Genomic DNA, 14489 nt, shown 5'->3' with positions numbered 1-14489 from the left:
GCGGCTTGAGTTTTTTAGCCGTGCATCCCTAGACCATTGGCAATTTTCCAGATGCGCCAATGATCGTGCGGCATATGGCTCTGAACAAGGCCAAATGGGCGGAATGCATCATGCACAGCATTCGAAAATGCTGGCACTCCGCCGACATTCGGGCTCTCGCCTACGCCCTTGGCGCCAATTGGATGGTGCGGAGACGGTGTTACCGTATGATCGGTCGTGTAGTTGGGTGTTTCCCACGCTGTCGGCAGGAAGAAGTCCATAAGCGTACCGGTCTTTACGTTGCCCATTTCATCATAAGCAATCTCTTGCCCCATTGCGATGGCCAACGCCTCGGTCACGCCACCGTGGACTTGCCCCTCGATGATCATCGGGTTGATCCGGGTTCCGCAATCGTCAAGCGCATAGAACTGCCTAACTTCCCACTCACCGGTATCTACGTCGATTTCCATAACACAGATATAGGCACCAAATGGATATGTCATATTCGGCGGGTCATAATAACTGACCGCCTCAAGACCAGGTTCCAATCCCGGAATGGCTTGATTGTAGGCGGCAAAGGCGATTTCCTTCATCGTCTTGAAACGCTCAGGCGCGCCTTTGACTGCAAAGCGATCAACATCCCACTCGACATCGTCGTCGTGAACTTCCAGCAGATAGGCGGCGATCATCTGCGCCTTGGCCCGGATTTTGCGAGCGGCCATTGCCGTTGCCGCTCCCGCTACCGGGGTCGACCGGGAACCGTACGTCCCAAGCCCGTAGGGTGCCGTATCAGTGTCGCCTTCTTCAAGCGTGATGTCATCGGCTGGAAGGCCGATCTCACTGGCAATAATCTGGGCAAAAGTCGTGGCATGGCCCTGACCCTGGCTAATCGTCCCAAGCCGTGCGATGGCGGATCCAGTTGGGTGGATGCGAATTTCGCAGGAATCGAACATACCCAGTCCTAGGATGTCGCAATTCTTCACCGGACCTGCGCCAACGATTTCTGTGAAGTGCGTTAGCCCAATCCCAAGCAGTTTGCGGGTCTTGCCAGCTTTGAAATCCTCAATCCGCTGTGCCTGTTCAGCCCGTAGGCCGTTGTAGTCGACGGCCTCCAACGCCTTGTCCCAAGCGGTATGGTAATCGCCCGAGTCGTATTCCCAGCCCAGCGCAGATTGATACGGAAACTGATCGGCCTTAATGAAATTGATCCGGCGCAACTCGGCTGCATCCATGTTTAGCTTGATGGCCAAAACCTCGATCATGCGCTCGATGAAGTATGCGGCCTCGGTCACGCGGAAAGAGCAACGATACGCTACGCCACCGGGTGCCTTGTTAGTATAAACACCATCTACCGCCAGATATGCCGTCGGAATATCATAGGATCCAGTACAGATGTTCATGAACCCAGCAGGAAATTTGGTTGGATCAGCGCAGGCGTCAAATCCTCCATGGTCCGCCGTCGTATGGCACCAGAGGCCTGTGATCTTACCCTCTTTCGTGGCAGCGATCTTGCCCTGCATCCAGTAATCGCGTGCGAATGCGGTGGACATCAGGTTTTCCATCCGGTCCTCGACCCATTTAACGGGTTTTCCCGTGACAATAGATGCGACTACTGAACAAACGTAACCCGCATAGGCACCAACCTTGTTGCCAAAACCGCCACCTATATCAGGGCTAATAACGCGGATGTTGTGTTCGGCAAGGCCAGATATCAGTGAAACGACCGTCCTGATTGCATGCGGAGCCTGGAACGTACCGTAAAGCGTCAATTTGCCGGTCACTTTGTCCATCGACGCTACACAGCCACAGGTTTCCAGCGGGCAAGGATGTGTTCTGTGGTAATACACCATCTCTTCGGCTACCACGTCGGCTTCTGCCAGAACGGACTCGGTCGCGTCCTTGTCGCCTTGTTCCCAGGTGAAGATATGATTGTGGTGCTTTCTGGGCCCGTGGGCTCCTTCGGTCTGACCCTCAAGGTCTTCACGCAGGACAACGTCGGACTTCAACGCTTCGAACGGATCGGTCAGAACTGGCAGTTCTTCGTACTCAACCTCAACCAGTTCTGCAGCGTCTGCAGCAATATAGCGGTCCTCGGCGACGACATAGGCGACTTCTTGACCTTGGAACAGAACCTTTCCATCGGCCAGTACCATCTGTTTGTCACCTGCCAAAGTCGGCATCCAATGGAGACCCAGCGGCGACAGGTCCTCGGCGGTCAGCACTGCAATTACGCCTGGTAGAGCAAGCGCTGCATCCTTGTTTACGCTGACGACACGGGCATGTGCGTAAGGAGAGCGCACAAAGTCGCCAAACAGCATTCCGTCCAACTTGATGTCATCGACATAATTGCCTTTGCCTTGAGTGAATCGCACGTCCTCCACGCGTTTGCGCGAACTGCCCATTCCTTTGAGATTGGCGGCGCGTTCTTCGGGTGTCATTGTCTGGTCGTTCATTCCGCGGCCTCCTTCTGAGCATTAAGCATGTCGGCGGAAGCCGAGATGGCCTTTACGATGTTCTGGTAACCGGTGCAGCGGCAGAGGTTACCAGCCATCCCAAAACGGATTTCCTCTTCTGTCGGGTTCGGGTTTTCCTGCAGCAGGCGATGCGCACGGGTGATCATGCCCGGTGTGCAGAATCCGCATTGCAGCCCGTGATGTTCACGGAACATCTCTTGAAGGACGCCTAAGCTACCGTCGTCGTTGGTCAGCCCTTCGACGGTTGTGACGTCAGCTCCGTTTACCTGAGCAACAAAGGTTGTGCAGGATTTCACCGACTTCCCGTCAATATCTACGGTGCAAGCACCACAATGGCTGGTTTCGCAGCCAATGTGCGGACCAGTAATTTTTAGATCTTCTCGTAGGAAATGAATCAAAAGCGTACGCGGCTCGGCCAGACCTTCGACCTGCTTGCCGTTTACTGTAAGTTTGACGTGCATTTTCGACATTAGTTTAACTCCCCTCAGCCCGCGCGGGTTTGCGCCCGGCCAATGGCGCGGCGCAACATCACAGCAGCTACGTGTTTTTTGAAATCCACAGGTCCGCGGTTGTCGGCGACAGGGTCAATTGCATCGAGCATCGCGCTGACGCTACCGTCGACGTCGCCCCCGGCAAGTGCGTTGCTGGCTTCTGCAGACCAGATCGGAGTGTCGGACAAATTGGTCATGGCGACCGAGGCTTTGCCATTACCGACCAAGACCGCCGCCGCAGCTGTGGCATAATCTCCAATCTTGCGCTTCTGCTTTTCGTAGGCTTGGCCGACACCTGCGCCCGGTATAGGAATCGAAATACGCGTCAGAATTTCCTCGTCCTCGCGCGCGGTAAAATATGCAGCTTCGTAAAAGTCACGCGCTGCTACGTTACGTGTTCCGTCGGGGCCCTTGAGTTCAAACGTTGCGTCCAAACACTGCATCAATCCCGGCATGTCGTTGCCCGGATCACCGTTGGCTACGTTTCCACCAACCGTTCCCATGTAGCGCACCTGAGGGTCCGCGATCTGGAGCGCGGCATCGCGTATCAATGGAATGGCGGATGCCAGACCTTCATGAGTTATCAACTCATGCTGGGTTACCATCGCGCCAAGCGTAACTGACTCGGCACCCACTTCTATCCCTTTGAGTTCGTCGATCGCCTGAAGATCAACGAGATGGCCCATTTCTGCCATTCGCAGTTTCATCATCGGAATAAGGCTGTGCCCGCCAGCTATGACGCGAGCTTCGTCTCCGTGTTCCTGTAGAATGCCAATAGCCGAGGCAATGTCGCCTGGCCGGTGGTACTCAAAACCGGCTGGTATCATGTTTTCCTCCCTGGGTACGGCAAAACGCCTTAAACTCCCTAGAGTAAGGAAAAAGCTTAATGGCTTATACGTTCCAGCACACGAGAACAGGGGACGCCGTCTGTTTCACGAAATGCGAATGGGCTGCACGAGTTGCGATCACAATCCCAACGCGCTGCGAATATCCGCTAGGCGTGAGCGACTCACTGGAACCTTTGTCAACACCTCGACACCGTCAAAATAACAGGTTCCGTTGTCCTTGTGACGCTCGAAACACGACACATGTTTTGGATTAACCAAATAGCTGCGATGCGCCCGCAGAAAGCCGTCCGATAAAAGGCGTGTTTCAGCCTCAGTAATTGACCACGGACAAAATAATTTTTCAGAATCCATGTAAAGGATGGTGTAGTGGCCTTCGGCGCGAATTGCGGCGATACGGGAGGGTTCAGCAAAGAAAGTCTGACCCTCCCGCTCGAACGGAACGCCCGCGCGCAAAACCGATAATTCTGGCTCATGCGCAGGCTCGGAGTCTCCGGCGGGTTCAGCCTCCTGGCTTGGGCCAATGAAGGTGATGCCGGTTAACAAAAATGCCGAGCAAATTAAGAATACTGAAACCGTGACTCCCATCGCCAGGACCTGATTATTTAACTCTGGTCCGGCGCCGCTGGGATCGTCACTGACGACAAAATCAGTCAATCCAGTTGCAACAAAATGCATGGTGAAAACCGCGACCCCGAAACAAACGGTCCCCAGCAAAATATTGCGCTGTGTGCGGTTATCATAAGCAACCCATATCGCCAGCACAGACAGGACGACCGACGCGACAGTCGAGATTGCAACATCCCAAATACTGTAGACCGGACGACACAGTTGCATTCCGGCCATGCCGACGTAATGCATCACGACGATCCCCATGCCGACAATGACACCCGCGCCAACGATTGTTTGCATCGTGCGCCGCCGAAAATGAAGCAGCAAAAGTGCGAGGCCAACCATCAGAATGGCAACCAACGCCGAAATCAGTGTGACAAGCGCGTCGTAGTAAAACAAGATTGGTAATTGCAGACCTAGCATCGCAACGAAATGCATGGACCAGATACCACCGCCCAGGATGACCGCAGCCAGCGCGACGACAAACTTGCGCCTTTGGCTGTCCAGCCTGTTCGCGCCATGCGTCAAATACAGCCCAGTGAACCCGGCCATCAATGCAACGCCAAGCGACGCCACCACCAAAATGGCGTTATGTGAGTAGTCCAACATACGGGCTTACACCCCCCTTAGTGAGGGACGTTAACAAACAGATTTGAATGCGACAATTGGGCACCGTCATTGTGTGGCGGACTTACGGCTTCGCGAGCGATCCCGAACCTGGTTGTCACTATGACGGAACTGCTGCGATCGCAGCGCGTTTCAGAAAGCCGAAAAGAGCTTCTCCGCTTTCACTTCACTCAAAAATTAAAGAAAATACAGAACGAGAATGTTTTGTTTTGCAGTTTGTATTTCGTAGCCGAAGCAGTTAACCGCAGCGATCTAGTATTTACAGAATAAGATCTGAATATGCCTTGCCTCGTTTCTGCGGACCCGTTTGCTATTCTCGTTCGATTGGCGCCCCAACCATTTCAAAAAGTCTCGGTCAGGTAGATTCACCAAAGCAATGAGTGAAGCGAAAGAAACTCGCCGGCCACGCAGCGTTATGCAAGCTGGTTCGTCAAAACATTAGCACAGGTCAGGACTGCTTCTCGGCCTCAACCAGCTCAGCATTCGCTTCAATCACCTCATCGACCTCGGGTTCGTCATCCTCGCGCGCTTCCTCAGGCTCCGGTTCAGGCTGGTCCTCAATCGCCCCAACGATTAGGGGCAACATGTGAACACCTGTCGCTGTGGCAATTTCTGGCGTTTGCGGAGTTTGCCAGCTGAGCGTGTCAAAGCTGTTGCAGTTTTGACAAACAGGTCCCCACTCTGGCTGAATGTCATGGCAGTTGTTGCAAACCCACTGCGGACCACGAGGAGCGTTCAGCGCCTTTGCAAGCCAACCCTGCACGACCGCATCCGACGCACCCTCTCCCCGTTCGATTGCAGCCATCAGGGTGTAGCCCCGGGCGTCTGCTTGATTTTCAATCAGGTCGCCCAACGCGCGCCGGGCTTCCGGGAAGTCCTCGGCAACAATATTCAACTCGGCCAAAATTAAACGAGTCTCGGGATCCTGAGGATGGACCCGGGTAAGGGCTGTGAACCGCTTGATGCGTTGCTCCGGGGTTTCATCTGGTTCAATCTCCGCAAATGCATGGGCAAGGTCAGGATGGGGCTGAACCTCCCACGCTTTTTTTAAGATCTTCGATGCAGAACGCGGTTTGCCCTTTTCGATATAAGCCCGCGCAGCCATTGCAGCGGCGGGAACTAAGTCTGGTGAAAGCCGATTGGCCTCAATTGCGTGTTCCTGCTGTTCTACCGATGCAGAGTCGTCCAGAATATCCTTAGCTTCGGAAAGAGCCAGAATCGCATCGCGCCGTTTAAAGACATCCCGAGGCAAATACCCGGCCTTTAGCTTGGAAGTCAGCGTCGAGCGGGCACCTGCCCAGTCTTGCGCCTTGGTCTGCAGGTTCAACAGGACGTCTTGTGTCTCTTCATGGCGGGGTTTCAAAGCAAGTGCCTTTTCCGCCAGTTTTCGGGCGGTTTCGTCGTCGCCTTCAGCCAGTTTCTGTTTCATAATACCCCGCACGCCGACAAAACGGGTCGCATTGTTTTGAACCAGCTTCTTGTACGTCTCTGAGGCTTTCTTGGTATCTCCGTTCATTTCGGCAGCTTGCGCAACCAGCAAATTGGTCAATTCAGGCTTGTTCAGCAGGCGTTCCGCTTTTTGCGCTTTTGTTATAGCTGCCCGACCCTCGCCCGAGGCAAGCGCCATCATTCCATCAGACAAAGCTTGATAACCACGCTGTTCCCGACTGCGGTCGAAGTATCGCGACAAAGCAGTTTCATCTCCGTTAAGGAATTTCAGGGTCGCAATCAGCAAGTTAAGCAATTTGAAGAACAGCCAGACCGCAAAAACAAGAAGGCACAGCGCGATGACTGATTGCAGGGGCCCTAGCGTGTACTCCGTACCTGCCACGGTGACTTGCACGCCTCCGCTGGATTCCATCAGAAACCCAGCACCTATGGCCAGCAAGCCGATAATCGCAACAAAAACAAGGATCTTTAACAGTGACCAAAGCATGGCAGGTCCTTCAGTTCGAGTTTACGCTTGAAGCAAGCGTATTTGCGGCGTCCACTGCGGCAACTCTGGTCTGAGCGGCCTCTTCCCAACCCGCCATCGCGCTTCGAGCCGATTCAGGCAGGGATTCAAGTTCGCTTAGGGCGGCAGAAACATCTCCATTTGAGAGTGCCGCCTGCGCGCGCGAAAGAATTGCATCCGGGTCGTCCCCATCCTGTGGCGTTACCGACCGTGCACCCGTCTGACGCTGCAAAAATGCGACCAAACCAGTGCCCTTTTCCGCATCGCGCGCATCCGCCAGCGCCTTTCGGGCCGCCGGAGGGAATGAAGCGTTTAACGTTGAGGTAGTTGCCACACCTTTTTCAGCAGTCGCAATCAGTGCATCCGGTACCGTCAACCCCCCCGACTGAAGTTCGGTAACTAAATCCGTATAAGGTTGTCCGGTATCCAGTTTTCCTTTTAGCCGGGTCAACGTTGCCGTGTTGGTGGCTGCACGTGCTTCAGCGGCCGCTTTTGCTTCTAGGGCCTGGGCGTCCAAAACCATCTTTTCGACTTCCGCCCTTTGCGCTGCAAGCGATTGCTGCAGCTTTTTGAGCTCTGCCTCATAAGCGGCAACTGCTTCGGCCGAGGCACCTTGGGTGATTGGTCGTTTCTCCATTTCGGCCAAACGGTCTGCCAAAGGATCTAACTTGCTATTCAGTTCGTCGATATTGGATTTTGCGCTGTCTAGATCGGCTTCAATTGGTGGCAATTTAGCGGTCAGAGCCGTCAACTGATCCTTTAGAGCGGACACTTCCGAACCGTCGGTCAGTGCGCCAGAAAGCTTTTCTATTTGAGCGGATTGGTCCTGCAATTTCGATTCAAGCGTCGCAATCGCGTCTGTCGGATCTGAACCACCGGGCAAAAAATCTCCGCGCCCAGCGACGAACCCTATCGCCGCCGCGATCACGCCACCAATCAGCGCAGGAACAAACCCGCCTCGTCTTTCAACGGGGCGCTCAATGGTCTTTTCCTCAACGGCTTCGGCTTCGGCTTCGGCTTCGGCTTCGGCTTCGGCTTCGGCTTCGGCTTCGGCTTCGGCTTCGGCTTCGGCTTCGGAAGTGATTTCTTCCGGGTTCTCTTGGTTGTCAATCGACTGATCGTCCGCTGCAAGATCAGAAGCCGATGGATCAACTTCCAATCGCTCTTCTAAATTGGGGTCTTCCAGTGGTTCCTGATCAGTCTTCTTTTTACCAGCCACCGTCACAATCCCCTTATCGATTCTAAAAACACCCGAACTACAGACGCACCCAAGTTAATCCGCGCCAGCCGCACCCTCAACCCGCAAGGCATGTTTCACAAGTTTTTTGACGGCCTTACTCATCTTCTTGGGCGTGGGTTCTTTAGCAATCTTCAGGCGCCGGAACGTCAACGTTCTAAGGGGGTCGGCCGTCGCTTCGCTAATAGCGGCCAACCATAAAGGCGCAGAACCTTCCCAGACGTCGGCAAATTGTCGCGCGGTCCGTGGCGAAAATATCGGCGCTAAAACGGGTGCGTCACCAAGGGCAGCTTGTTCGGCCTGGGGGGTGAGCGGCAGGAGCCTTTGTCTATAGACCGGCTGTTCGAACGTGGTCAGGCCTAGTTCGGTTAGGCGTTCGGCGACATTGCCGCGGCTGTGTTCCCCGCGCAGATGCAAAAGTGGGCTTTCGGGTCTAAGTTGTAACAGGTTTGCCACCAGTTCCTCAGCCGTCGCGCCAACCATCCGGGCCATCCATCCCGCGCCTTTTGCAGTTCCAGTGGTGGCAGGCCCAACGCAATACGCAGGTAGTTTTCGGTCCACCCCCAAGGATACCGCTGCATTCACCGAGTTTGCCGATGTGAAGATCAAACCCCGAATTCCTTTTGTCGCCACTTGAACCTCAAGCGGCCGTATCTCAAGTAAAGGGGAATGAATCACAGTGACACGCGATCTGGCGCGGGTCGGAAGCTGCGCAACGAACCTCTCCGAGGCGGCGCGAGGGCGGGTCATCAAAAGGTACAACAGGCGGCGCCTTCGGCCTTGGGATTGTTTGCGTCCGCGCAGGGTGCTACCCCGCTTTGAAATCATGATGCAACGGATCAGGTCAATGGTGCAAACACTTACCGTCCTTGGATTGGAAAGCAGCTGTGATGATACAGCTGCCGCTGTCGTGCGCCAAACTGACTTCGAGCCTGCGGAAATTTTATCTTCCATCGTGCATGGCCAGACCGAGCTTCACAGTGCATTCGGCGGCGTAGTGCCAGAAATCGCTGCCCGGGCGCACACGGAAAAGTTAGACATCTGCGTAAAACAGGCACTGGACACTGCGGGGCTGAGTTTGCGGGACATGGATGCCATAGCTGTTACAGCAGGACCCGGCCTGATAGGTGGGGTTATGTCAGGCGTGATGTGCGCTAAAGGTCTAAGCGCGGCGTCCGGCCTGCCCTTGATCGGCGTTAACCATCTTGCGGGCCATGCGCTAACGCCCCGCCTGACCGACAAGATTGCCTTTCCTTATCTGATGCTTTTGGTTTCAGGCGGGCATTGCCAGTACCTGATTGCCAGTGGGCCCGAAGAATTTACCCGGTTGGGCGGAACAATCGACGACGCACCCGGCGAAGCCTTCGACAAAACCGCGCGGTTGCTGGGACTGCCTCAACCCGGAGGCCCAAGCGTAGAGGCTGAGGCTCGGGCGGGAAATCCAAACCGTTTCCATTTTCCGCGTCCTCTGCTGGATCGACCATGTTGTGATCTTTCTTTCTCTGGCCTTAAGACGGCCTTGTTGCGTTTGCGCGATCTGGTCGTTCTTGAAAGGGGCGGTTTGATGCGAAGCGACCGCGCAGATCTATGCGCCGGATTTCAACAAGCTGTAGTGGAAACTCTGTCGGAAAAAACCCGAAGGGCCATTGCATTATACATGGCTGAGAGTCCACCAGAGCCGGTCATAGCGGTGGCCGGAGGAGTGGCAGCGAATTTAGCGATTCGCGCTCGTTTAGAGACTGTTGCTGTGGAGGCTGGTGCAAAATTCATTGCCCCGCCGTTGAGCCTTTGCACTGATAACGCTGCCATGATTGCATTCGCTGGGTTGGAGCGATTTCGCCTTGGCGCCAGAGATGGAATGGAGCTTTCCGCTCGGCCCCGTTGGCCACTGGATCAGAACAGCCCTTCGATTTTGGGCGGTGGCAAAAAAGGTGCTAAGGCGTGAGCATTTCAATCCTGGGATCAGGTGCATTTGGAACCGCATTGGCGGTTTCACTTGCTGAGAATGGGCAGGTCACCCTTTGGTCGCGCAATAACGAACAAGCTCAGACAATGCTATTGGAACGGGAAAACAAATCCCATTTGCCCGGCGTGCGCCTTCCCTCGGAAATCGATGTAACTGCTGACATAGAGAAAGCTGCCCTTTCCGACGTCGTCCTATTAGCTGTTCCAATGCAAAAAATGCGGGAAGCCTTAGTTGAACAAGCCTCTGCACTGGATGGCAAGACACTGGTGGCCTGTTGCAAGGGAATAGAATTGGCTACCGGGGTCGGTCCGATATCTATTATCAAGCAAGTAACACCCAATTCCTGCGCTGCCCTTCTGACCGGACCAAGTTTTGCAGACGACATCGCGCGCGGTCTACCTACGGCGCTGACTTTGGCTTGCGCGGACAAGAACCTTGGGAAAAACCTGCAGACCGACCTAACTACGTCCAATTTGCGCCTGTACCGCACCAACGATTTGATCGGCGCAGAACTTGGGGGCGCCCTAAAGAACGTGATAGCCATAGCCTGTGGCGCTTCCATCGGAGCAGGTCTGGGCGACAGTGCGCGAGCGGCGCTAATGACAAGAGGGTTTGCTGAAATGCTGCGCTTTGCGTTGATGCGTGGCGCAAGGTCTGAAACATTGATGGGCTTGTCCGGACTAGGTGATTTGGTTTTGACCTGTTCGTCGGAACTGTCTAGAAATTACCGTTTTGGACTGTGTTTGGGTCAGGATCGACCCTTCGACCAATCAACTACAGTCGAAGGTGTAGCCACAGCGACCGCAGTTGCGGAAATCGCACGGACCGAAGCGCTGGAAATGCCGATAAGCCAAACGGTGGCAGAGCTTAGTATCGGAAAATACAGTGTAAACGACGCGATTGGCGCTCTGCTTAGTCGCCCACTCAAGGAGGAATAGGATGCTAATTGCGTTGATCGCCCGTGACAAAGAGGGCGCGTTGCAAACCCGCCTTGATAACCGTTCGGCTCACCTGTCGTATATTGAAGAAACAGGAGTTGTTTCCCAGGCTGGCCCGTTGTTGGACGGCGATGCTATGATTGGTTCGCTGATCATTTTGGATGTGGAAGATATGGATGCTGCGAAGACGTGGGCCGACAACGATCCTTATGCCAAGGCTGGGTTGTTTTATTCCGTAGAGCTAGTCCCATGGAAAAAGGTGATAGGCTGATGGCATACTGGCTATTCAAATCCGAGCCTTCGACGTGGAGTTGGGATCAACAGGTCGCCAAAGGCGATTCTGGTGAGGAATGGGATGGCGTTCGAAATTATCAGGCGCGGAACTTTATGCGTCAAATGCATGTTGGCGACCGCGGTTTTTTTTACCACTCGCAAAAAGACAAGGCGATTGTCGGGATTGTTGAAGTCTGCGCCCAAGCGCATCCGGACAGCACAACCGATGACGAGCGCTGGGAGTGTGTGGACATAAAAGCAGTCCGACCATTCGTTGCGCCAGTGACATTAGACCAGATTAAAGCCGATGGACGGCTATCTGAGATGGTTTTGGTTAAAAACTCGCGACTTTCTGTGCAGCCCGTGACTGGTTCCGAGTGGGCTGTAATTTGCAACCTTGGTCAAACTCTGGCTGATTAAAAAGGGAAGATCCTGAACTTTCAGAACCTTCCCTACCCCCGCGCGCTCCCGAGTCACCACACGCGATTGGATTATTCTGGTTCTGACCGTCCTGGTCATGTTCTGACCTTAGCTGATCAACGGCTAAAGGCACAAACAACAAATCCGTAAGAATTCACTAAAATTCAATTTTCAGCCTGCTTTTGTCAGCATTAGTTCGGCTATTTTCTGTTACTGCCGAGAGGGAAATCTTTGGTTCCGTGACTAGTGGAAATTCGATGGACCAACGCTAAAAATTTTTCCAAAGGTCAGATTCCATTCACTTTTTTTGGGGGTGCGTTCAAATTTAATATATTTTTCAAATTCTTATTTGTTCCTAGGGAAATTTTCTCGAATGGGAAAAAAGTTTAATCATTCAAGAAAACTGTTTTTGGGTCAGGCTTGAATATTCTTCATCAATTATTTAACATAAAAGTTAAATTAAAAATCCTGCCATGCCCAGAGAGGTAGTCATGCCAGTTACGCTTCCAAATGAAAGCCCCGAATACCGATCCGCTCGAAACGCCTTGCTCGCGGCCGAAGCCGATTTGAGGTCTCAAATAGAAAATGTCGCGAAACTGCGTCGCAACCTGCCAAAGGGCGGAGCAGTTCCTTCGGATTATGTGTTTCGGACCGAGAAAGGTGAGACTGCGCCAATGTCGACACTATTTGGTTCGCATGACACTCTTGCTATCTACTCGCTGATGTACGGACCAACCGCTGACGCGCCTTGTCCAATGTGTTCAGCTTTTCTTGACGGGCTGAATGGTCAGATCGCGCATATCTCACAAAAGATAAGCTTAGCGATTGTCGCTCAAAACACGGCGGAAAAGTTAGTTGAACTTAAATCTCGAATGGGTTGGAGCGAATTATCGCTATTTTCCGCAAAAGGTACTGACTATCAACGCGATTATCTGGCAGAAACTCAGGATGGGAGCCAACTGCCGATCCTGAACATCTTTCAGCGCGGTAACGACGGCATACGCCACTTTTGGAGTTCTGAACTTTTCTTCGAGCCCAGCGATTGGCATCCACGTCACGTGGACTCGGCGTGGTCGCTTTGGAACATCCTCGACTTCACGCCAGGCGGCCGAGGCGAATTTTTTCCCTCGCTACGATGATGTTGATTTGTAACGGCGGCCAAGTCAGCCGCCGTCTATTTCGGATAACTATTTATCAGTAGCGGTAGTGCTCAGGCTTATACGGGCCTTCTGGTTTCACGCCGATATAAGCTGCCTGTTCATTATCCATCTGAGTCAACTTCACACCAATCCTATCCAAGTGAAGCCGGGCGACTTTCTCGTCCAGATGCTTGGGCAGGATATAGACTTTGTTCTCGTACTGGTCGCCCTTGGTAAATAGCTCTATCTGCGCCAAAACCTGGTTGGTAAACGATGCAGACATCACAAAAGAGGGGTGGCCGGTCGCGTTTCCAAGGTTCAAAAGGCGACCCTCGGACAGCAGAATGATACGGTTGCCAGAAGGCATTTCGATCATGTCTACCTGTTCTTTGATGTTGGTCCATTTGTGGTTGCGTAAATTGGCGACCTGAATTTCGTTATCGAAGTGGCCAATATTGCCGACAATGGCCATATCCTTCATCTCACGCATATGTTCGATGCGGATTACGTCCTTGTTTCCCGTGGTCGTAATGAAGATATCGGCGCTGTCAATTTCGTCCTCCAGCAGGGTAACTTCGAAACCGTCCATCGCGGCTTGCAAGGCGCAGATCGGATCCACCTCAGTTACTTTAACGCGGGCACCTGCACCGCGCAACGACGCGGCAGATCCTTTGCCAACATCCCCATAACCACAAACTACGGCGACCTTACCAGCCATCATTGTGTCTGTGGCGCGGCGGATACCGTCAACCAGCGATTCCTTGCAACCGTATTTGTTGTCGAACTTCGACTTTGTTACCGAGTCATTTACGTTAATTGCCGGGAAGGGAAGATGGCCGTCTTTGAAAAGCTGATACAGTCGGTTCACGCCGGTGGTGGTTTCCTCAGAAACACCCTGAATCTGGTCGCGCATCTTAGCAAACCAACCCGGGGACGCTGCCATCCGTTTGGCGATCTGCTTCTTGATCACCTCTTCCTCTTCTGAGCTTGGAACAGCGATAATTTCTTCGCCTGCCTCCGCCCGCGCGCCCAAAAGAATGTACAATGTCGCGTCACCGCCATCGTCCAGGATCATGTTTGGGCCTTCTTCGAACAAGAACGATTTGTCCAGGTAATCCCAGTGCTCTTCAAGCGTTTGGCCTTTGATGGCAAACACTGGTATGCCTGCTGCTGCTATCGCGGCTGCGGCATGGTCCTGTGTCGAAAATATGTTGCACGACGCCCAGCGCACGTCGGCCCCAAGCGCGACGAGCGTTTCGATCAGTACCGCAGTTTGAATCGTCATGTGCAACGAACCAACTATCCGTGCGCCCTTCAAGGGTTTCTGATCGCCGTATTCAGCGCGCAGCGCCATAAGGCCAGGCATCTCTGTTTCAGCAATATCCAGCTCTTTTCGGCCAAACTCAGCCAGCGAAATGTCTTTTACTTCGTAGTCATTGCCCATGGCACGCCTCCGTATAACCTGACCGAGGCATCTAACATTGACATCATGGTCTCGCAATGCGAATCCGATTGGATAGCTTCGCATATATTA

13 protein-coding genes are annotated in these 14489 nt (G+C 53.5%); 5 read left to right on the top strand and 8 right to left on the bottom strand.

Features of this window, described 5'->3' with window-relative positions; all coding sequences use genetic code 11:
• Nucleotides 1-14: 14 nt before the first annotated feature.
• The 7 genes from GOV45_RS19835 to GOV45_RS19805 all read right to left on the bottom strand — a co-directional run bounded on the left by GOV45_RS19835 (nucleotide 15) and on the right by GOV45_RS19805 (nucleotide 9047).
• Nucleotides 15-2432 carry an aerobic carbon-monoxide dehydrogenase large subunit gene (locus GOV45_RS19835; protein WP_170481160.1) on the bottom strand — a complete coding sequence of 806 codons (2418 nt, stop codon included), beginning with the start codon at nucleotides 2430-2432 and terminating at the stop codon, nucleotides 15-17.
• On the bottom strand, nucleotides 2429-2923 hold the full coding sequence (locus GOV45_RS19830; protein WP_155149197.1) for a (2Fe-2S)-binding protein: 495 nt from the start codon (nucleotides 2921-2923) through the stop codon (nucleotides 2429-2431). The genes GOV45_RS19835 and GOV45_RS19830 overlap by 4 nt, the downstream gene beginning before the upstream one ends.
• Nucleotides 2924-2937: 14 nt before the next feature.
• The gene (locus tag GOV45_RS19825; protein ID WP_170481157.1) at nucleotides 2938-3771 is read right to left on the bottom strand and encodes an FAD binding domain-containing protein; all 834 of its coding nucleotides are present in this window, start codon (nucleotides 3769-3771) and stop codon (nucleotides 2938-2940) included.
• Between the two features lie 138 nt (nucleotides 3772-3909).
• Nucleotides 3910-5010, bottom strand: a complete 1101-nt coding sequence (locus GOV45_RS19820) for an MHYT domain-containing protein (RefSeq protein ID WP_170481154.1) — start codon at nucleotides 5008-5010, stop codon at nucleotides 3910-3912.
• A 466-nt stretch (nucleotides 5011-5476) separates the two neighbouring features.
• Nucleotides 5477-6964, bottom strand: coding sequence for a heme biosynthesis protein HemY (locus GOV45_RS19815; RefSeq protein ID WP_170481150.1), 1488 nt, complete (start codon nucleotides 6962-6964; stop codon nucleotides 5477-5479).
• 10 nt (nucleotides 6965-6974) lie between these two features.
• Nucleotides 6975-8201 (bottom strand): hypothetical protein, encoded by a 1227-nt coding sequence (locus GOV45_RS19810; RefSeq protein ID WP_170481147.1) that lies wholly within the window; start codon nucleotides 8199-8201, stop codon nucleotides 6975-6977.
• Nucleotides 8202-8255: 54 nt separating this feature from the next.
• The gene (locus tag GOV45_RS19805) at nucleotides 8256-9047 is read right to left on the bottom strand and encodes a uroporphyrinogen-III synthase (protein ID WP_254448052.1); all 792 of its coding nucleotides are present in this window, start codon (nucleotides 9045-9047) and stop codon (nucleotides 8256-8258) included.
• 19 nt (nucleotides 9048-9066) lie between these two features.
• Here GOV45_RS19805 and tsaD point away from each other — a divergent pair, with 19 nt between their 5' ends.
• The 5 genes from tsaD (at nucleotide 9067) to GOV45_RS19780 (ending at nucleotide 12955) form a co-directional block, all read left to right on the top strand.
• Nucleotides 9067-10164, top strand: a complete 1098-nt coding sequence (tsaD, locus tag GOV45_RS19800; RefSeq protein ID WP_170481305.1) for a tRNA (adenosine(37)-N6)-threonylcarbamoyltransferase complex transferase subunit TsaD — start codon at nucleotides 9067-9069, stop codon at nucleotides 10162-10164.
• The gene (locus tag GOV45_RS19795) at nucleotides 10161-11123 is read left to right on the top strand and encodes an NAD(P)H-dependent glycerol-3-phosphate dehydrogenase (RefSeq protein ID WP_170481145.1); all 963 of its coding nucleotides are present in this window, start codon (nucleotides 10161-10163) and stop codon (nucleotides 11121-11123) included. Before tsaD ends, GOV45_RS19795 begins: the two co-directional genes overlap by 4 nt.
• 1 nt (nucleotide 11124) lies before the next feature.
• Entirely contained in the window at nucleotides 11125-11394 is a 270-nt protein-coding gene (locus GOV45_RS19790; protein WP_170481142.1) for a YciI family protein, read from the top strand.
• Nucleotides 11394-11816 (top strand): EVE domain-containing protein, encoded by a 423-nt coding sequence (locus GOV45_RS19785; protein WP_170481139.1) that lies wholly within the window; start codon nucleotides 11394-11396, stop codon nucleotides 11814-11816. The genes GOV45_RS19790 and GOV45_RS19785 overlap by 1 nt, the downstream gene beginning before the upstream one ends.
• A 491-nt stretch (nucleotides 11817-12307) precedes the next feature.
• Nucleotides 12308-12955 (top strand): DUF899 family protein, encoded by a 648-nt coding sequence (locus GOV45_RS19780; protein ID WP_170481136.1) that lies wholly within the window; start codon nucleotides 12308-12310, stop codon nucleotides 12953-12955.
• Nucleotides 12956-13010: 55 nt separating this feature from the next.
• On the opposite strand, the gene ahcY is transcribed toward GOV45_RS19780, so the two are convergent.
• Entirely contained in the window at nucleotides 13011-14399 is a 1389-nt protein-coding gene (ahcY, locus tag GOV45_RS19775; RefSeq protein WP_170481134.1) for an adenosylhomocysteinase, read from the bottom strand.
• Nucleotides 14400-14489: the final 90 nt, after the last annotated feature.

It is taken from the genome of Ruegeria arenilitoris (assembly GCF_013035425.1).
Classification (GTDB): domain Bacteria; phylum Pseudomonadota; class Alphaproteobacteria; order Rhodobacterales; family Rhodobacteraceae; genus Ruegeria; species Ruegeria arenilitoris_A.
This window is presented reverse-complemented; position numbering and strand designations above follow the sequence as displayed.

Coding starts and splice junctions, on each gene's coding strand:
- GOV45_RS19780 (WP_170481136.1), top strand. CDS start 12,308: ATGCCAGTTACGCTTCCAAATGAAAGCCCCGAATACCGATCCGCTCGA.
- GOV45_RS19815 (WP_170481150.1), bottom strand. CDS start 6,964: ATGCTTTGGTCACTGTTAAAGATCCTTGTTTTTGTTGCGATTATCGGC.
- GOV45_RS19805 (WP_254448052.1), bottom strand. CDS start 9,047: ATGATTTCAAAGCGGGGTAGCACCCTGCGCGGACGCAAACAATCCCAA.
- GOV45_RS19835 (WP_170481160.1), bottom strand. CDS start 2,432: ATGAACGACCAGACAATGACACCCGAAGAACGCGCCGCCAATCTCAAA.
- GOV45_RS19820 (WP_170481154.1), bottom strand. CDS start 5,010: ATGTTGGACTACTCACATAACGCCATTTTGGTGGTGGCGTCGCTTGGC.
- GOV45_RS19830 (WP_155149197.1), bottom strand. CDS start 2,923: ATGTCGAAAATGCACGTCAAACTTACAGTAAACGGCAAGCAGGTCGAA.
- ahcY (WP_170481134.1), bottom strand. CDS start 14,399: ATGGGCAATGACTACGAAGTAAAAGACATTTCGCTGGCTGAGTTTGGC.
- tsaD (WP_170481305.1), top strand. CDS start 9,067: ATGGTGCAAACACTTACCGTCCTTGGATTGGAAAGCAGCTGTGATGAT.
- GOV45_RS19790 (WP_170481142.1), top strand. CDS start 11,125: ATGCTAATTGCGTTGATCGCCCGTGACAAAGAGGGCGCGTTGCAAACC.
- GOV45_RS19785 (WP_170481139.1), top strand. CDS start 11,394: ATGGCATACTGGCTATTCAAATCCGAGCCTTCGACGTGGAGTTGGGAT.
- GOV45_RS19825 (WP_170481157.1), bottom strand. CDS start 3,771: ATGATACCAGCCGGTTTTGAGTACCACCGGCCAGGCGACATTGCCTCG.